This window comes from Pseudoalteromonas sp. PPB1, from assembly GCF_015356275.1.
GTDB classification, from domain to species: domain Bacteria; phylum Pseudomonadota; class Gammaproteobacteria; order Enterobacterales; family Alteromonadaceae; genus Pseudoalteromonas; species Pseudoalteromonas rubra_D.
In genome coordinates, this window is the sequence record NZ_JACEQV010000028.1 from 34,984 (window position 1) to 53,536 (window position 18,553).

The 18,553-nt window shown below is 48.4% G+C and carries 13 protein-coding genes; 11 read left to right on the top strand and 2 right to left on the bottom strand.

Annotation, left to right across the window (positions count from 1 at the left end; translation table 11 throughout):
* Window positions 1–829: 829 nt before the first annotated feature.
* Window positions 830–1,072: a hypothetical protein gene (locus tag IY568_RS20995; RefSeq protein ID WP_194868562.1), complete on the bottom strand. Its 243-nt coding sequence runs from the start codon at window positions 1,070–1,072 to the stop codon at window positions 830–832.
* A gap of 118 nt (window positions 1,073–1,190) precedes the next feature.
* Here IY568_RS20995 and IY568_RS21000 point away from each other — a divergent pair, with 118 nt between their 5' ends.
* From IY568_RS21000 to IY568_RS21045, 11 genes are all read left to right on the top strand, one after another.
* Window positions 1,191–2,552 carry a sigma-54-dependent transcriptional regulator gene (locus IY568_RS21000; RefSeq protein WP_125561129.1) on the top strand — a complete coding sequence of 454 codons (1,362 nt, stop codon included), beginning with the start codon at window positions 1,191–1,193 and terminating at the stop codon, window positions 2,550–2,552.
* Entirely contained in the window at window positions 2,545–3,849 is a 1,305-nt protein-coding gene (locus IY568_RS21005; protein WP_194868563.1) for a sensor histidine kinase, read from the top strand. Before IY568_RS21000 ends, IY568_RS21005 begins: the two co-directional genes overlap by 8 nt.
* A 155-nt stretch (window positions 3,850–4,004) precedes the next feature.
* Window positions 4,005–5,366, top strand: coding sequence for a bifunctional UDP-N-acetylglucosamine diphosphorylase/glucosamine-1-phosphate N-acetyltransferase GlmU (glmU, locus tag IY568_RS21010; RefSeq protein WP_125561125.1), 1,362 nt, complete (start codon window positions 4,005–4,007; stop codon window positions 5,364–5,366).
* A 156-nt stretch (window positions 5,367–5,522) separates the two neighbouring features.
* Window positions 5,523–6,392: an efflux RND transporter periplasmic adaptor subunit gene (locus IY568_RS21015; RefSeq protein ID WP_228553486.1), complete on the top strand. Its 870-nt coding sequence runs from the start codon at window positions 5,523–5,525 to the stop codon at window positions 6,390–6,392.
* A complete protein-coding gene (locus tag IY568_RS24925; RefSeq protein ID WP_323744769.1) occupies window positions 6,356–6,766 on the top strand; it encodes an HlyD family efflux transporter periplasmic adaptor subunit in 411 nt (136 codons plus the stop codon). Before IY568_RS21015 ends, IY568_RS24925 begins: the two co-directional genes overlap by 37 nt.
* Window positions 6,767–6,796: 30 nt before the next feature.
* Window positions 6,797–8,941, top strand: coding sequence for a peptidase domain-containing ABC transporter (locus tag IY568_RS21020; protein WP_194868564.1), 2,145 nt, complete (start codon window positions 6,797–6,799; stop codon window positions 8,939–8,941).
* A 183-nt stretch (window positions 8,942–9,124) separates the two neighbouring features.
* Window positions 9,125–10,339: a lanthionine synthetase C family protein gene (locus tag IY568_RS21025; protein ID WP_194868565.1), complete on the top strand. Its 1,215-nt coding sequence runs from the start codon at window positions 9,125–9,127 to the stop codon at window positions 10,337–10,339.
* A gap of 10 nt (window positions 10,340–10,349) precedes the next feature.
* A complete protein-coding gene (locus IY568_RS21030) occupies window positions 10,350–13,496 on the top strand; it encodes a lantibiotic dehydratase (protein ID WP_194868566.1) in 3,147 nt (1,048 codons plus the stop codon).
* A gap of 107 nt (window positions 13,497–13,603) precedes the next feature.
* Entirely contained in the window at window positions 13,604–14,146 is a 543-nt protein-coding gene (locus IY568_RS21035) for a hypothetical protein (protein ID WP_194868567.1), read from the top strand.
* 37 nt (window positions 14,147–14,183) lie between these two features.
* Entirely contained in the window at window positions 14,184–15,239 is a 1,056-nt protein-coding gene (locus tag IY568_RS21040) for a helix-turn-helix domain-containing protein (RefSeq protein ID WP_194868568.1), read from the top strand.
* An 87-nt stretch (window positions 15,240–15,326) separates the two neighbouring features.
* Window positions 15,327–17,093, top strand: a complete 1,767-nt coding sequence (locus IY568_RS21045; protein ID WP_194868569.1) for a hypothetical protein — start codon at window positions 15,327–15,329, stop codon at window positions 17,091–17,093.
* Here the strand turns inward: IY568_RS21045 and IY568_RS21050 are convergent.
* The gene (locus tag IY568_RS21050; protein WP_194868570.1) at window positions 17,027–18,331 is read right to left on the bottom strand and encodes a serine hydrolase domain-containing protein; all 1,305 of its coding nucleotides are present in this window, start codon (window positions 18,329–18,331) and stop codon (window positions 17,027–17,029) included. The two genes, IY568_RS21045 and IY568_RS21050, sit on opposite strands and share 67 nt — an antisense overlap.
* Window positions 18,332–18,553: the final 222 nt, after the last annotated feature.

Consider the following 18,553-nt stretch of genomic DNA (forward strand, 5'->3'; position numbering starts at 1 on the left):
TTCATATAATACGCTCTGAACTTAATTCGAAGTTGAACATATCTAAACGCATGACCTCAGAGTAATGACTACAATTGATTGAACAACAAAAAGGGACAGTCTAAGTGCACTAATGGCAACGCTTGCCTCAAATCTGTTCGGTCTGTATCACGGTTTTTTGTCTGAAAATATGTGTAGGGAGCTTATACTTGTTTCACTTAATACCTGTTCAATTGGAAGTGAGTAAATTTAATGTTAACGGCTTTGAGGTTTTCTCATTTAGAACCTTTACCTAAGGTATAAGCTCGCAAACTTTAGCCTCGCCTATATGGACGTAGGTGCCTCAGCGATAGCAGGCCGTGGGAGCGGTGTTATCGATCCTATTTTCTCGCCTCAAAATAGAACACTTAATTGAGAAAATTGGTATGACTCCACCGTAAGTTGCAACATAACTTCCTATACTGTATTGCTTAAGTATTTGAAAATATTTTTCTTTTTATTTCACTGCTGGCCGTTTTTTAGCACGTATTCTCAGCCCTCACTATTTCAGTTATAGGACTGGACACTGATGATGAAACACCATGATCCGAGTAGGTTACTGACGCTGATTGTTAGAAAATACTGACTAATGAAGAACGACAGATCAACATAGAGACACTTGATCAATCCCATTAGAGATCAGCTCACCACAGTGAGTATGACTTAGTCTGTTTCTATGTCCCAACAATCCCCCTTTCCTGTTTATGCTATGCCTTAACTAGTTCTTTATTATTAGCTCTCGAATGTCGCTTGAGCAATATGTGCCGATACGGTCGCTATGAACGATATTACCTGTGGGCCGGCTCCGGCCTCAGGCTGGGTTGCGCTGTTTTTGCTGGAGTTTATTTCGCCTGTTATTGATTTGCGACTCATTAATACTTAAATCTCTGGCGGCACCCTCAATCCCAATTTTGGCAACTAACTGAGCAGTTTCTTTATTAAATTCAGTTGTATGTGTTGTTTTCGCTGCTGTCACAGTGGTGATTGCAACGACTGGGTTGCGTGTCTGGAGGTCGTGGCGGGAATGATTTCTGGTATGGCGTTTTTTACTCATCAGCTATCTAGCATAGTATGAATGATCTTTAAGTGGGCACAGTGTTGGGTTAAAATGTAAGTATAATGTTGTTTTTATCAGTAGCTTTTTAAGCTCTGTGAAATACAAGGATTTTTATATGCCGTCTACTCCTCCTCATATTTTAGTACTGGATGATAAACTAGATATTTGCCTGTCACTTGAATATATTTTGAGCAAAAAAGGTTTTCGAGTCAGCTATGCGCAGACGATAGAGCAGGGCTTGCTCGAAGATCGTAATGGTAATCCCGACCTAGTGTTAATGGACATGAATTATACGTCTGACACAACTTCAGGTAGTGACGGCCTGGCGTTGCTCAAAAAGTTACGTGAGCGTAACCCTGACCGGGCTATTGTCGTGATGACTGCGTGGTCGAATACAGAATTAATTGTTCAGTCAATGAAACTTGGAGCGGCAGACTTTATTGAAAAGCCTTGGCAAAACCAGCGCCTTTTTCAAATTTTAGAGCAACAAATAAAACTACAAAACTTGGAAAAGTCAAAACAAGGTTTAGCTCAGCAGCTTGCCGAGCAGTCTAGTACAGAAATACTTTGGCACTCCCCTGCAATGAAAAAAGTGATGCAGCAAGTAGAGCGGGTCAGCGAAACGGATGCCTCTGTACTCATCCTGGGTGAGAATGGGACTGGGAAAAGCTCTCTGGCAAAGTACATCTATAACCTGTCACCCAGGCGTGATAAAAACCTGGTGTCTGTCAATATGGGCGCGATCCCGGATGACTTATTTGAGAGCGAAATGTTTGGGCATATTAAAGGTGCGTTTACAGATGCGAAATCAGATCGCATAGGTCGATTCTCAATTGCACATGAAGGGACCTTATTGCTTGATGAAATTGCAAATATGTCAATGATGCAGCAAAGTAAGTTGCTACGTGTGCTGGAAAGCGGGGAGTATGAGGCGGTAGGAAGTAGCACCACGCAGCATGCAAATGTTCGTCTTATATGCGCAACCAACGCCGAGTTGAGAACCCTCATCGAAGAGAAAATATTTCGTGAAGATTTGTATTATCGTATTAATACATTTGAAGTAACGATGCCGCCGCTCAGAGAACGACGAGAAGATATCAGTTTATTGGCGACACACTTTGTAAACTTGCATAGTAAAAAATATAACCGACCAGCACCTAAAATTAAACCTAGTGCTGTCAGTGCTTTGGAAGGCTATCGTTGGTCGGGCAACGTGCGAGAGCTGAGTCATGTGATGGAACGTGCCGTATTGCTTTGTTCGTCGGAGACCATTGACAGAGAAGTGCTGAATATAACGCCTGTGCCAAGTCAGGCTTCGAACCATCCGCTGACAACTTTGGCGGAAGCTGAATCTTCGCTAATTATCAAATCGCTAGAAAAAACGGATGGTTGTACGGCTGAAGCGGCTAAAATTTTGGGGCTAAGTACCAGTGCTCTGTATCGCAGAATGGAAAAGTATCAAATAAAATATGGCTAAAACGTCTTTGGAACGCATCGTCTTAATGATACTAGGCTGCTGGGGGACCCTGCTTACGCTCGCCTGCGTGACTATTGTCTGGCTAACGACCTCTCAGGCGGTGCTAAGTATCGCTATGGCGTTGCCCTTTAGTATCTTATTTGGTTATCTAGCGATGGCTCAGTACAATCGGTTACTGGGGTTTTATATCGGCATTAATGGGCACCTGGATGCACTCATTAATGGTGATCATCGTCGTCGGGTAAGGCAACGATTTCAAAATGGCGTCGGGCTTGATATTCAAGACAAGCTGGCTGAACTCAGCAAAGAGATTCATTTAGCGCATACTCGCTACGATCAGAGCAAGCTGATCATTTACGATTTGCTGGAAGAGCTGGATCTGCCAATGCTCATACTCAATGACAAGAGCCAGCTAATTAGGGCAAACGGCGCATTTTCTAATTTTTCTGGTTATGCATGGCAGTTACAGAAAAAGAAACTCGCGGACCGTTTTGGCTTGCACCAAGTTGAGGGTGTATGGGAATTCGTCGATGCGGATATCAACCGACGCTGGCAGATCCGACATAGCAAGCTTTATCATGATGGTACGGCGCTCGAACTATTAATCTTTATTGATCAACAATCTACCATCAGAAAAACACAAGCTGAAGCATGGCAAAAGCTGATCCGTGTGATTAAACATGAGGTTGGCAACTCTCTCACACCAATTCAATCGTTGAGCCTATCTCTTATCGACAATGAGGCGCTAACGCCAGAAGGTGAGAAGATCCTACATATCATTCACAATAGAGCGGTTGGGTTATTGTCATTTATAAATGCATATGTTCATTGTAGTAAAAGGCCTGAACCGAACTATCAGATAACCAGCATTGAAAGCATATACCAACGAGTTAAGTTACTTTTTCCTGAAGGTAAGCTGGAGCTGCACTGTGATCCGATAGAATTTGTGTCAGATCCTGACTTGCTCGAACAAACGCTTATCAACCTAATCAAAAATGCATTTGAAGCAAGTGAGCCGGGTCAGTCAGTGGTGCTAAATTGTTTTACGAAATCTAACCAGGTATTTATTGAAGTGATAGATAGAGGGTGTGGTATTCAAAACCTCGACAATATCCAAACACCATTTTACAGTACAAAAGAAAATGGCCAGGGACTGGGCTTAGAGCTATGTCGCTCATTGGTGGAAAGTCAGCAAGGAGAGCTACATGTCAAAAATAGAAAGAATGAAAAAGGTGCTATTGCAAGGATCGTATTACCTTTGAACCGTCCAAGCACAGTCATGAACCTCTCCAGTTAGACACATACAGTCATTTCAATTTGCTAGTTATGATGCTTTGGTTCTTATAATAGAGCAAAAAGGTGGTTACAATTGCAGGCATTAGAAAGTTGCTATCGTATAACTCCGTACCCAGGGGCGGATAAGTGGTAATAAATAATTAAGGATTCTGTTCAATGGCACTGACAACAGTAATATTAGCCGCGGGCAAAGGTACTCGCATGCGTTCAAAGTTACCCAAAGTACTTCATCCTGTCGCAGGCCGGCCGATGGTACAACATGTAATTGATAATGCGATTGCGTTGGGCGCGAGTACGACTAATCTGGTGTATGGTCATGGTGCGCAGCAGTTAAAACAGGCGTTGAGCCACAATGAGGTAAACTGGGTACATCAGGCTGAGCAACTGGGTACTGGCCATGCGGTTGCGGTGGCAAAAGAACATATTGCTGACGATGACACTGTGCTGATTTTATATGGAGACGTACCGCTAACACGCCTGTCTACATTACAACGCCTACTTGAAGTGACGCCAGCAAAGGGATTAGCTGTGTTGACGGTGAACCTTGATAATCCAATGGGTTATGGCCGTATGTTGCGTGAAAATGGTAAGTTGGTTGGGATCGTTGAGCAAAAAGATGCGACACCAGAGCAACTTGCAATTCAGGAGATCAACACCGGTATTATGGCTGCCAATGGTGAATTACTGAAAAAGTGGCTGGGTCAGTTGTCACAGAACAATGCCCAAGGCGAATATTACCTGACTGATATCGTGGCGATGGCGCATCAGGATGGCGTTGAGATTACCTCTGCACAACCTGATGATGCGATGGAAGTGGAAGGGGCGAATAACCGTGTGCAGCTTGCTGGACTAGAGCGTGCGTATCAGAGTGGGCAAGCTGAAATCCTGATGTTAAATGGTGCCAGCCTGGCAGATCCAAACCGTATTGATGTGCGTGGTGAGGTGAAAACTGGTCAGGACGTTCAGATTGATGTGAATGTTGTTTTTGAAGGACAGGTTGAACTCGGTGATGATGTCGTTATCGGACCCAACTGTGTGCTAAAAAACTGTCAGATCGGTAATGGTGTTGTCATTAAAGCGAACACGTTGATCGAAGATGCAAAGGTTGGCGACTCGTGTACTTTAGGGCCATTTGCGCGACTACGTCCGGGCGCCGTGATGGAAACGGATTCGCACATTGGCAACTTTGTTGAGATGAAAAAATCGCGTCTTGGTAAAGGTTCCAAAGCAAACCACTTAACCTATCTGGGCGATGCAGAGATTGGAGAAAAAGTGAATATCGGTGCCGGTACCATCACTTGTAACTATGATGGGGTAAATAAGTCAAAGACCCTCATTGGTGACGGTGCATTTATTGGCTCAAATTCTTCGCTGGTCGCACCGGTTGAGATTGGCAAGACAGCAACAGTCGGCGCAGGCTCGGTGATCACCGCAAAAGTCGCCGATGAGGAACTAGCGGTAGCCAGAAGCAAGCAGCGTAATATTGGTAACTGGCAAAGACCGGTTAAAAAAAGCTGAGAAAACGGGGGCTGAGGCTCCCGTTTTTGATTCTGGGGTGGGGGATTTTTCCGACGCGCTTTCGTAGTTTCCTTTCTGCAGGTCAAAATGGTACATTACGGAGAGTTAATTAAAATTTAACAATAAAAAACTTAAACAATCGGGTGTTAGTTAATTATGGAAAATCTCTTTAGAAAAGAAGTCTTAGAGAGTAAAAGACACCGGCTAGAAGGAGCTGTAAGTTTAGTTCAACCACCCGTGTTCAAGACACTGGCTTTACTTATCCTGATCGTCGTTGTTATTAGCATCATCTTTCTTGCCAGTGGCAGTTATGCGCGCAAAGAGCGGGTCTCTGGAGTCATAGAGCCCAATACTGGCGTACTTAAGCTGGTTGCCCCACAAACCGGCATTATTGCTGAAGTATTGGTGTCTGAAGGGGACCATGTGGAAGCGGATCAACCCTTATTACGGGTTGCGTCAGCGAAGCACAGCACTCAGTCACTGGAGCTTAATCAGGCGCTGCTTAATCAATATAATTTTCAGTTGCACAACTTGCAGCAGCAGATCATGCAGCAAAAACGTCAACAAGCGCTTGAACTGACTGAGCTCAGGCAACAAAAAGCCACTGCTGAAGCGCGTTTGAAAGAACTGGATAGCCAGGCGAGTACGTTCGAAAAGCGACTCCAGTTGAATCAGCAGATGGTGCGCCAGATCAGCACGCTCAAAGGCACCGGTTATATTTCTGAACTGGAATTACAGCGACAAAAAGACACTTTGTTGTCATTACAACAGCAGGCATCCAGCATTCAGTCGGAGCGGCTGACATTGGCATCGCAAATCCAGCAATACGATACTGATTTGGAAAAGCTGCCATTGCAGCATAATGAGCGTCTCAGCAGCTGGAATCCCAACAGGCAGATCTGCAGATCCAGTTATCATCCGTTGAACAGCAACGCCTTGGAGAGCTGCGAGCACCGAAAGCCGGAGTGGTCACAGGCTTGCTGGGTAAGGTGGGTAAGAGTGTCAATGCAGGGCAAAACCTGCTGAGTATTTTGCCGCAAGGCAGCCAGATGCAGGCGATCATTTATGTGCCGACATCGTCATTTGGATTTATCAACCTCGGTCAGGAAACCAAACTGCGTTACCACGCCTTTCCATATGAGAAGTTTGGCATTTATAACGGCACCGTTGAGCAAGTCAGTAACAGTGTGATCCTGCCAGATGAAACCAGCACACCGGGTGTGATACAGCAACCCGCCTACCGAGTTGTGGTGGCGCTGGAAGCGCAGCAGATCACCGCTTATGGCAAGCAGACGCCGCTGCGGGCCGGGATGATGCTCGATGCCGATATCATTGTCGAAGAACGCTCTTTATTGCGTTGGTTATTTGATCCCGTGTTTAGTATTAAAGGACAGCTGTAGGCTGCAACTAAAAGAATAAAAAGGCTTTTTATGCACGTTGAAGACGAATCACCGGTACAGCAGTTACAGTTCTGGTCAAGGAAGTCACTGCCTGTCATTTTGCAATCTGAGGCCGCCGAATGTGGCCTTGCCAGTCTCGCTATGGTGGCCGCGTATCATGGCTATCACAGCGACCTCACCTCACTGAGGCAAAAGTTCAGTATTTCCATCGAGGGCGCAACCTTACTGGATATTATGCATTTTGCTGAAAAGTTGGAAATGAGTTCGCGTCCGCTGCGTATAGAACTCGAAGATCTTGATGCACTGCAAACACCCTGTATCCTGCACTGGGATATGAATCACTTTGTGGTGCTGAAAAAGGCCAACGAAAAACGCATCGTGATCCATGACCCGGCGTCGGGCGAGAAAACGTATACTATGGCGGAGGCGTCCAAGCATTTTACCGGCGTGGCACTTGAATTGACTCCGACCAAGAGTTTTGAAAAGAAAGAAAAGAAACCGAGTTTGCAGTTTTCGGATTTCTGGAGCCGCATCACCGGCCTGAAACGGTCACTGACGCTGATCTTTTTATTGTCTATTTTACTGCAAATTTTCACCCTCGCTGCCCCATATTATATTCAGCTAGTGATCGATGATGTGGTGTTAACCGGGGATACGAACTTATTAACTGTCTTGGCCACCGGTTTTTTCCTGGTGCTGGTATTTGAAATCGCCACCAATGCGCTGCGGGGTTTTACCTTGCTACATTTTGGTAACCAGATGAATATTCAGCTCGGTGCAAACCTCTTCCATCATTTGGTGCGGCTGCCGATTTCGTATTTTGAAAAACGCCATATGGGTGACGTAGTGTCCCGTTTTGGCTCCTTGCAGCAGGTGAAGCAAATCCTCACCACTGGGGTGATTGAAGCCATAATTGACGGGCTGATGGCCATCATCACACTGGCCATGATCTTCTTTTACAGCCCCACTTTGTCGGCTGTGGTCTTAGCAGCGGTGGTGGCCTATGCCATTGTGCGTATTGCCATGTACCGACCGTTTCGCAATATCAGTGAGCAAGAGATCATGGCGCGTGCGGAAGAAAACTCCAATTTCATGGAAACCGTGCGGGGCATTCAGACGATCAAACTGTTTGGCTCAGAAGTAAAACGCGAAGGCCAGTGGCAAAACCGCTATGCCAATGCCATTAACCAGAGCATTCGTCTGGGTAACTTTCAGATTGGCTACGACGCCATCAACCGGGCGCTGTTTGGAATTGAGAACATACTGGTGGTTTATCTGGCGGCGCACTTAGTGCTGGATGGCGGTTTCAGTACCGGGATGTTGTTTGCGTTTATGTCGTATAAGCGCCAGTTTATGGACAAAACAGCGAACCTGATTGAGAAGCTCATTGAATTTAAAATGGTCGGGCTGCACTTTGACCGTATTGCTGATATCGCATTGACCGACAAGGAGATCCTCCAACCTGATCAAGTCAAACAGCATCAGGTAAAGGGTCAGATAGAGTTACGTGATATCAGCTTTTCTTATTCCGATGCGACCCCGAATGTACTGAACGATCTTAACCTGACCATCGAAGCGGGTGAGTCCGTGGCGATCACCGGCCCTTCTGGTTGTGGTAAATCGACCTTGCTGAAAATTATGCTGGGCCTGAATCTGCCAAAAAGTGGTGAGATACTGATTGACGGTGTGCCTATGGAACAGATCGGTGCGCGTCAGTATCGTCAGCAAATTGCGGCGGTGATGCAGGACGATGAACTTCTGTCTGGCTCTGTGGCGGATAACATCGCCTTTTTTGATACACCGATCGATATGGAACGGGTTGTATATTGTGCCCAACTTGCCGCGATCCATGATGATATCAGCCAGATGCCAATGAACTACGACAGTCTGATTGGAGACATGGGGTCAAGCCTGTCAGGGGGTCAGAAGCAGCGTATTATTCTGGCGCGTGCCTTGTATAAACAGCCCAAAATTCTGTTTATGGACGAAGCAACCAGTCACCTGGATACTAACCTGGAGTCAGACATCAATGAAGCGGTGTCGCGCCTGGATATCACCCGGGTGATTATTGCGCATCGTAAAGAAACCATTGCGTCAGCTGATCGGGAAGTCAGGCTGAAGAAGCCAGACATACCGGATCCCTATGCACAGGAGGAAGAATCTGTGTGTGAATAACGCACCGCGGTATTGTTTTCAATATGTAAAAATTATGAGTGGTTGCGGTTGAGCAGGCGGATATTTTAGGTTAACGTCAAAGAAGGTTCCACAGGTACAAACGAGTAAGCATGCATTACGGGTGCATGCTTATCGGTGCGGGCACGATAACAATAACGAAAGACGAATAGATTAAGGATGAACATGGCTGAGCAATTTTCACTGTCGACGCAGCAGCGCGACACCATCAACACCCTTCTTGCAATTATCACAGACAAAGTCAGTACCAGCGTACGAGATGCCAATTTACCTCATGGCTTGCTGAGTGGGTTAGCTGGTCAATTGCTGTTTTTATATAAAGCCTATGAGTACGATGCAAGCCTGGTCGACGAAGCACTGTTTACTGAGAAGCTGGAAGCGCTCCAGGAAGGGTTGGATCAGCAGAGTTTTGAGTTGAGTAATGGTCTGGCGGGGCAAGCCTGGCTGCTGGAATACTTGAATCAGGCCGATCCAGAAAATTACGATCCGGAGCTGCTGGAAGAAGTCGACGAACTATTCCGTAAATCACTGGATCATCAACCTTGGCAGGGTGAAATTGAAATGGTACTCGGGCTGTCCGGGTTTGCACCCTATGCCTCCCGTCGTGCTAAGCAGTCTGATCAAACGGCCCTGTATGATGTGATTGTCAGCGGGTTAGAAAGCACAGCCACCCGGTTTGATAATGGCCATATTACCTGGTCACAACCACAAGAGTCAGTGTATCGCTTTAATAAAGATGAGCCCACCGAGCCCGAATATAACCTCGGCCTGGCACATGGTGTGCCTGGGATCATCGCGGCGCTGTTGCCCGCGGTGCAGATCCCGGCGTTAAAAGAGCGAGTGACAAACCTGTTGCTGGGCGCCTGTGATTGGCTGTTAGAGCAGCAAAGTACAGACTGTACCTCGCATTCGTGTTTTGGTTCCAGCGCAGGGGGCGAGCATCATTCACGCCTGGGTTGGTGTTATGGTGACCTGACCATTGCCATGACACTGGCGCGGGTTGGTCAGCAGCTGGACCGTCCGAGCTATATTGAGCGAGCTCTCGAAATCGGCTTACATGCTGCCGGGCGCGATGAGCAGTCCGGTCATATTACTGACGCCGGCCTTTGTCATGGTTTTTATGGTATGGCGGTGATTTACCAGATCCTGAATCAACTCATGCCGCACCCACGTTTCGTTCAGGCAATGCAATACTGGGTTGATTATTCTCTTAGGCAATACACCGAGCGGGGTGTCGAATCTCTGTATTCGTACAACGGCTTAGATAAAGCATACAACGAAGATTTTGGTTTTCTGATGGGATATGCCGGCATAGGCCTGGCTTTAACCACTTTGTTTGATGACGACACAGGTTGGGTTGATTGTTTGTTAATGGCATAGGGAGTGAGTGATGTCTAAACAACTAAAAAGTGATAATTTTTTTGTAATTCGTACGCCTCGCTTGGGGCTGGAACAACTGGCGCAGTTTGGGCAGGACAATACCGACACCAATGTGCTGCTGGCAGCCTGGCTGGCCACGCCCGGGGTCGAAGAAGCCATTTACCTGGCCAGTCCGTCTCTGCTTGAGCGGATTGAGCAGTGGCGTACCAAACCTGACTCGAAGCAGGGAAAAAAAGTGGCGCATGCGCTAATCAAATATATGGTTCGCATGTGCTCCCGACCCACCCCATTTGGCCTGTTTTCCGGGATCCATCAGGGCAGCATTGCGCCGCAAACCGAACTGAACGTTGCTGAGTTAACGCAGGACAGCCGTAAAACCCGGCTCGACATGTTTTATCTCACTGCGCTGAAAGATCACTTTATCAAGCATGCCTCACGCTCAGATACGCTGACGTATAAGCCGAATTCTTCTCACTATTTTATTGCTGAGCAGTGTCGCTACATAGAAACTTACCTGTCTGAAGAGACCATGCAGTATCGACTGAGCGCGGTTGAAAGTGACGAGTATTTCCGTTTTGTGCTGGACGTCGCACGCGATGGCAAAAGCTTCAATGCTCTGGTGGCGCAGTTTTGTGCCGAATACGATGAAGCCGATCAGGAAGAAGTGGAAGCCTACATCCAGGACCTGATTGATGAGGGCGTGTTACTGGCTGATATCCCACTGCCGCTGACTGGTGCATCACCGGATCGCGCACTATTAAAATCCATCACCGCAATAAAAGAACTCGACACGGCGGATAAGCTCGCCACGGCACTGGCACAAATCGATACGCTGGATGCACAAAAAACCGGGGACATCGCGCCCTATAAACAATTGCTGACTCATCTGCAAAGTCTGCCGGTGAAGGTACAGGAAAATAAGCTCTTCCAGAGTGATATATATCGGAGTTTTAATGACTGCCAGCTTGCAGAGCAGGAAGTCTTGCGCTTGCAAAAACAACTGGAACTGATCGCCGGTCTGAGTGTTTCTGAGCAGGGCAACTCGTTGAGTCAGTTTATGACCCAGTTTAATGCCCGTTTTGAAGGTCAGTTTGTCCCGCTTGATAAAATCCTCGACGACGAGTCCGGGATAGGCATCTCTACTGAAACCGGTTACGAGGCCCCTTTGGTGGCTGGACTAAACCTGGCCCGAGGCGGCTCTGCTCAGCAGACTATGCCGGAAGTCAGCGTGCTGGACGGCATTGTTGAAGATGCCCTGAGTCAGCCTCAAAATCGCGGTAAAGATTGTGTGGTATTGCGTGGCAAAGAACTGAAGCAAAAAATCACCAACAAAGAAGCTGTCACTAAGTTCCCGTATTCATTCGCTATTATGGTGAGTCTGTATCAGGATGAACGTGGCAATCCGGTCAACAAGTTTAACGGCTGTTATGGTCCTTCTGCGGCCAATTTGCTGGGCCGTTTTTGTCATCTGGATGAGGGCCTTAAAAACAATGTGGTGGCACACCTGGCAGCCGAACAGGCGCACAGCGACGAGGTGATCTTTGCTGAAGTCGTGCACATGCCGGAAGGGCGTCCCGGTAATGTCATCGCGCGTCCGCACCTGCGCCAGTATGAAATTGTGTTTCTGGCCGACAGTGCACTGGATGATGAATATCAGATCCCTCTCAGTGATCTATATGTCTGGGTAGAGGGGCAGCAAGTCAAGCTCTGGAGTAAACGACTGAACAAACAGGTGGTGCCTCGATTGTCGAGCGCACATAACTACTCTGCTCGTAGCCTGAGTGCTTATAAGTTTCTGTGTATGTTACAACATCAGGATGGCAGACCACCGCAGTTTAAGTTGCCAGCCAGTCTGGAGCGGGCATCGTTCGTGCCACGCCTGATGCTGGATAACCTGATCCTGAGCGAAAAAACCTGGCGGATCGACAGAACTGAACTGGAAGCCATCAGCAAAAAAGGTCAGTTCGATCGTGCTAAGCTGGATGCCTTACTGGCAACTTATCAGCTTGATCCGCAGGTCAGCTTTGCGATGTCTGACAATGTGTTACAGCTGGATCTACGTAACCCGGATATGTTTGCGATTTTATTGGCTGAGACAAAAGGCCATCGTCGGGTTGAGCTCAAAGAAGTGATCAGTCAGCATTTTCCATCCAGAGTGGTCGATGCACAAGGCAATCATTACAGCAATGAAGTCATTATTCCTTTTTCCAACGAGTATGCGCCACCACATCGTCACTTCAGCGATGATCCATTAGGCAACATTACCGCAGCCCCGTTAAAACGTCGCTTTAGTGCGGGATCTGAGTGGTTAAGCCTGAAGATATACTCGGGTAATTCGCTGGTTGAACAATTGCTCACGGAAGAATTGTTACCCATGATTGAGCAAAGTGGTGACCTCTACGACAAGTGGTTCTTTATTCGCTATGGCGATCCGGACTGGCATCTGCGTTTGCGTTTCCATGGTGACCCTGGGCTGTTATGCGGTCAGCTGTTGCCTAAACTAAATGCCCTGCTGGATCCCAAAGTTGAGAGCGGCGAGCTACATAAAGTCGAACTGATGACTTACGAGCGCGAAGTGGAGCGTTACGGCGGACCTGAATCCATGGCGTTGGTAGAGTCGCTGTTTATGTATGACAGTGAGCTGATCGCTAAAACCTGTGCCTTGATTGATGAGTACGGTGAAGATGTGCGCTGGCGTATGGCGCTGGCACACACCCATAAACTGCTGGATTTGTTTGAATACGATGAAGCGGGTCGGTTTGCGCTGATCAGCCAGTTACGCGACGGTTTTGGCAGAGAGTTTAATGAAACCAGTGCACTGCGTAAGCAGCTGGGGAATCGATATCGTGATTATGAAGCACAACTGGATAAAGATTTTGCGCTGCTGACTTTGCAGGTTGAGGCACAAGCGGATGAAGCGCAACAGGCGTTGTTTACTATCTTGTCGCAATGGGCGCTGGCAGCAGAGCCAGTAGTGACGGTCTTGAATCGTATGATCGATGAAGGCAAGCTCAATTGCACTAAAGATACGTTACTGGGGTCGTTACTGCATATGCACAATAACCGGATGTTCAAGGCCTATGGTCGTGAGCAAGAGCTGGTGATCCACGATATGCTGCGTCGCAAGTACTTTTCGGCCGATAAAAAAGCCGATTAAGCAATTAAGAGACAAAAGCGCACCTTGAGGGCTACTTTAGGGGCGCTTTTTGTGTTTTCAGGGTCCATTGGCTACTTTTTAGTAAAATCACAACAAAGGACGACCTCATGACGCGTATCATAAAGTACTGGATCTATACCCTGGCACTGGGCTTGTGCAGCCTATCTGGACTGGCAGCAGACGATCCCCCCAAGCAGCTCGCTCAAGAGCTGGTGGTCTTTCAGCCTTTCCTTGGGACCTGGCAGGCCGATTTCGCGGTGCCGGCAGGCCAGCCGCCGATGCGTGATATCAGTCGCTGGGAGCGCGCGCTGAATGGTACGGCTGTGCGTACTTTGCATTCTATTAATGCGGGTATGTATGGTGGGGAGTCTCTGATTTTCTGGGATAAGAGTAAAAGCGCCCTGGTTTTTTACTATTTCACCACCGCCGGGTTTTATACGCAGGGGACGATAGACGTACTCAGTCCTACTGAGTTTGTGGCCGTTGAGGACGTGACCGGCAGCAAAGACGGCATTACTCAGGTAAAATCCATTAGTCGGTTTAAAGAGGGTCGCTTTACGGTATCCACCCAGTATCTCAAGCAGGGCACCTGGACTGAGCCGGAGCAGCGTACCTATGTGCGCAGCAACGAGACAGTACAGTTTAAATAACTGTGAAGTAAATCATAACAATAATAAAGAGTTAAACATGCTCACCCCGCTTAATATTTCAGGGCTGACTTTGTTTCAGGTGATCTTTGCCTGGCAAATGTGCTTTGCCGCCATACTCGTGTGGCAAAACCCGAAAAGCCGTTGCCTGGTGCTCTTTTTTGTATTTCAGGCCTTACTCTGTGTTGCCAACGTGCTTGAAAGTGCTGGTTATTCGTTGGCAGGGTATGTCATTACCCCGGCTTTTACTGTGGCCATGGGGCCAGTCTGGTATCTCAGTGTCCGAACATTGGTGGGGGCATCTGGAAGTGGCCTGCAGTCTGGCCGTCATTTACTGCTGCCGTTAGCTTCGCTGGGCCTGACTGACTTTGTTCAGCCGCTTATTGCACTGGGTAGCTTAATGCTACTGTGCTATCTGGTGGCGTCTTTGAAGCTGCTGCGTGACTATCGTGACACGGTGTATCAGGTACATGCTGACGCACCTACGGTTGGCCTGAACTGGCTGACCTGGTTGCTCGGCGGTTATGTTGTACTGAGTCTGACTGATTTTGTGCGCATGAATGTTCAGCCCATAACGCCCATGCCATGGAAAGCCTACTGGTATTTTGCGCATGAAGTGGGCTTTTTTGGCATTTTGTCCCTGTTGCTGGTGGGGGTGATAAAGCAGCCGCACTTTTTTAATCGTCTGGCACAGTATCAGGCACTGAGCCAGCCCGAAGAAGCGGCCCAGGACAAGCAGTTAGCCCAGTCGATATTTGAAGCAGTGGATGCACAAATAAGGGAGCAGGCATTATTTTGTCAGCCAAGACTGAGTATTCAACACATTGCGGATCAGCTATCACTGGGTGTTAAGCAGGTTTCGTGGGCGATTAATTCGGTCTCGAATAATAACTTTTCTAATTATATCAATGAAATCAGGCTTGAGCAGATAGAGAAACAGTTGGCCGATCCGGCGTACGCTGAGGTCTCGATACTCAGCATTGCGATGGACAATGGGTTTAATGCCAAGTCGACCTTCAATCAGGCCTTCAAAGCACGCACGGGCATGACGCCCACCCGGTATCGTACGCATTGTCGTGTACAGTCAACGGTCTGATTAACCTGACACGTACAGAATCCGGATCCTGAACGAATAAAAGTAATTTTTTCAATACATTGGTTCTTAGATTAGAAGGAGAACCAAATGTATAAAATCGTTTTTGGACTACTTGGACTCATCGTATTGAGTGGTCAACAATCACAGGCAACGCCATTACGAGGCACGCCCGGGTATCATAACGATGCGTATCAGATCCCAGTTTTGCCCAATCAGGTGCGCGATCCGGTTGGCTATTACCATAGTAAAGAGCAGCTGTTCACGCTGGTTGAGCAGGAAAACTGGCCTGCGGTCGTTAAACTGGCCACCACGCTGACCGGAGACTACCAAAACGATGGGGTCACCTGGTATTTACTGAGCCTGGGCTATCGGCAGCAACAACGCTGGCAGGACGCCATTGCGCCCCTCGAAAAGGCATTGCAGTTGGGCGTGCGGCTGCAACGTTTGCCTAAATGGCATGATAACCCCAATGATATGATGATGACCCTGGCGGAACTCTATGGTGCGCTCAAAGACAAGCACAATGCCATGATGTGGCTGGAGCGAGCGCTCCAGGCGCGCTGGGATGATAAACCTTCGCTAACGGGCCGCGGTGTGTTTAGTCGCAAGCCGAATCCACATTTTGCTGCATTTGCACAGGACGCCGACTTTCGCCGGTTAGTGGGAGCAGAGCCCACAGCGGAGTCGGACAGAGATGCACGCTGGCGCTATGATCTGCATTATCTGACCGCAGAGATCCGGCGTTTACATGTATCGGCCTTTCATCGCATGAGTGAGCAGGCCTTTGCGCACAAAGTGGCGCAAATTGATAAGCGCATTCCCGCTTTGCGCGATCAGCAAATTGTGTTTGAGCTGATGCAGCTGCTCGGCATGCTGGAAAATGGCCACAACTTTATCATTCCGGCATGGGGCAAAGTGGGTAATTATCAGCAGTTGCCCGTGCAGTTTTATCTGTTTGAGGAAGGGCTGTTTATTGTGGCGGCCGACGCAGAGTATCAACATCTTGTCGGCATGCAGGTTTTGACCATAGGCAACACACCTGCGTTACAGGCGTTGGCGAAAACGGGAGAGGTCAATCCGCGAGACAACAATATGCAGCAAGCCTGGCTGGGGCCCTACTATTTGAGTCTTGCCCCGGTATTACAAGGGTTGGGGATCATTGAACAGACCAATGAAATCGCACTGACCGTCCGAGGCCAGGATCAGCAAGCACAGCAACAGATACTGACCCCGCGAGCTATGCAGTTCAATGGCTTTCCTAAATTACCACGCCAGCATCCGCACCCAGGCCCTTACTGGTCAAAACTATTGCCTGCTCACAAGGCGCTGTATGTGAACTTTAATGCAGTGCATGAACGCCAGGATATGTCGCTGGATGTTTTTAATCAGCAACTGCGTGAGCGCTTGCTGGCCGGGCAAGCCGAACACTTTATATTGGATCTGCGCGATAACAGCGGGGGAAATGGCTTTTTGTTGCCCAGTACCATCGCCACAGCGGTGCTGTTTGAGGCGCTCAAACCAGATGGCAAATTGATGATCCTGGCAGGGCGTAATACTTTTTCGGCTGGCCATGATCTGCTAATGGGGATCGATAAGCTGACCAGCGCTATTGTGGTTGGCGAACCCTCAGGTACTCGGCCTAATGCCATCGGCGAAGCAGGCTGGTTTACTTTACCCTACAGTGGCCAAATAGGTGTGATCTCGTCGCAATTTCATCAACAGGGAGCAGCAGAGGACAGCCGGGTATGGGTGGCGCCTGACCTGCCAGTTGCTCTGATGGTAAAGGACTATTTTGCCGGTAAAGACGCAGTACTGGAGGCTGCGCTGACAAGCTTATCGGGTACATCACGCTGAGTCTGCGCTGTTAGCTGCACATAAGCGTCAGCCAGTAACAATGACGCCTGGCCAAAAGTTCTGAACGGTTTGGTTTTGCTGTTGATATTGACCGCCACGCTGAGCTGATGCTCAGGCACCACAATCAACATACTTTGTGATCCGCGTGATACGCCGCCGTGGTGGTAGTAGGTAAATAATGGCGTATCGCCCGGCTGGTACTCATGACGGCGCCACCCCAGTGCATAGTTTTGCGGATTCACCTTGCCGTGATTAAGGCGCTGCGGTGCCCAGATCTGTGCACGTACATCGGTGTGTAAGTAGCTGGGGTCCAGATAACCACTGCCCAGCCGCACCAGATCGCTCGGTGTGCTGATCAAACCGCCACCGGCCAGGCGATGGCTGAGATTCACTGTGCGCCACGGAATATACTGTGTATCTTGCCCACGACGATTAAAGTAAAAGGTGGCCAGCTTGTCAGCGGTCGACTCAGCGCCACTGCGTGTCATACCCAGTGGCCTGAATATATGATGTTGCAATAAGTCCAGGTAGGGCCGTTGAGCATGCTGCGCCAGCACCGCGCTCAGCAGCACTGTGCCGTAACTGGAGTAATAAAAGGCGTCGCCCGGTACTGAGCGCAGCGGGCCTTCATCAAATAAGGCCACGGCATCCTGTACTCGATCAAATTGATGAGTCAGGCTGAGCGAATGATAAAACCCCAGTAAGTCTTCGTTGCCTTTGTAATGAGGTAATCCGGCGCTGTGCGATGCCAGGTGGCGCGCCGTAATATCTCGCCATGCCGGATTCGGGAGCGGCGTCAGGCTGTCGCTTAGGGGAGTATCCAATTGAAAGCCCTGAGTTTGCATGAGTTTCGCCATCAATGTGGCGGTTACCGCTTTGGAGGTGCTGCCAATGCGAAACTGATGCTCTGGCGTCAGTGGTGTGCGTGTCGCAATATCGGCATAGCCCAAAGCGCCCTGCCAGATCAGCTGCCCCTGATAGGCCACGGCCGCCGAGATCCCAGGCGCATTACTGGCGGCCCGGACTGTGTTGAGTATTGCTTCGGCTTTGCTGGCGAAAATCGCATGCTCGGACGCATGATTTGCCTGATAGGGCAGCGGCCCTGCGGGCAGCGGTGTGGCTGAGGCCAGTACCGGTACTTTTTGCAGATTAAAAGCAAAAAACTGGTAAACGGGCCAGCCGAAAGAGAGTAGTAGCGTAGTCAGCAGTAAGATCAGCACACTAATTAGGGATTTCATTTTCTTTCCTTAACGCAATAAGTTTATTTAACTATCTGATAAACATGCTTTTAAATCTTACTTAAAATGAAAAATGCTAGCCGAAATTAAAAATGACAGGTAAATGGTGCGATGTTGTGTGCAATGTCACGCGATTTTTTCGATAGTTTTCACCGGTTTTTCCTGGATCCTAAGTGGTCTGAGGCTGGTATGGTGCTGTATTCCTGCGTATGCTTGGATATT

Bases quoted from the DNA above. Each gene is read 5' to 3' on its own strand.
- IY568_RS20995 (WP_194868562.1), bottom strand. From the start codon at position 1,072: ATGAGTAAAAAACGCCATACCAGAAATCATTCCCGCCACGACCTCCAG.
- IY568_RS21000 (WP_125561129.1), top strand. From the start codon at position 1,191: ATGCCGTCTACTCCTCCTCATATTTTAGTACTGGATGATAAACTAGAT.
- IY568_RS21005 (WP_194868563.1), top strand. From the start codon at position 2,545: ATGGCTAAAACGTCTTTGGAACGCATCGTCTTAATGATACTAGGCTGC.
- glmU (WP_125561125.1), top strand. From the start codon at position 4,005: ATGGCACTGACAACAGTAATATTAGCCGCGGGCAAAGGTACTCGCATG.
- IY568_RS21015 (WP_228553486.1), top strand. From the start codon at position 5,523: ATGGAAAATCTCTTTAGAAAAGAAGTCTTAGAGAGTAAAAGACACCGG.
- IY568_RS21020 (WP_194868564.1), top strand. From the start codon at position 6,797: ATGCACGTTGAAGACGAATCACCGGTACAGCAGTTACAGTTCTGGTCA.
- IY568_RS21025 (WP_194868565.1), top strand. From the start codon at position 9,125: ATGGCTGAGCAATTTTCACTGTCGACGCAGCAGCGCGACACCATCAAC.
- IY568_RS21030 (WP_194868566.1), top strand. From the start codon at position 10,350: ATGTCTAAACAACTAAAAAGTGATAATTTTTTTGTAATTCGTACGCCT.
- IY568_RS21035 (WP_194868567.1), top strand. From the start codon at position 13,604: ATGACGCGTATCATAAAGTACTGGATCTATACCCTGGCACTGGGCTTG.
- IY568_RS21040 (WP_194868568.1), top strand. From the start codon at position 14,184: ATGCTCACCCCGCTTAATATTTCAGGGCTGACTTTGTTTCAGGTGATC.
- IY568_RS21045 (WP_194868569.1), top strand. From the start codon at position 15,327: ATGTATAAAATCGTTTTTGGACTACTTGGACTCATCGTATTGAGTGGT.
- IY568_RS21050 (WP_194868570.1), bottom strand. From the start codon at position 18,331: ATGAAATCCCTAATTAGTGTGCTGATCTTACTGCTGACTACGCTACTA.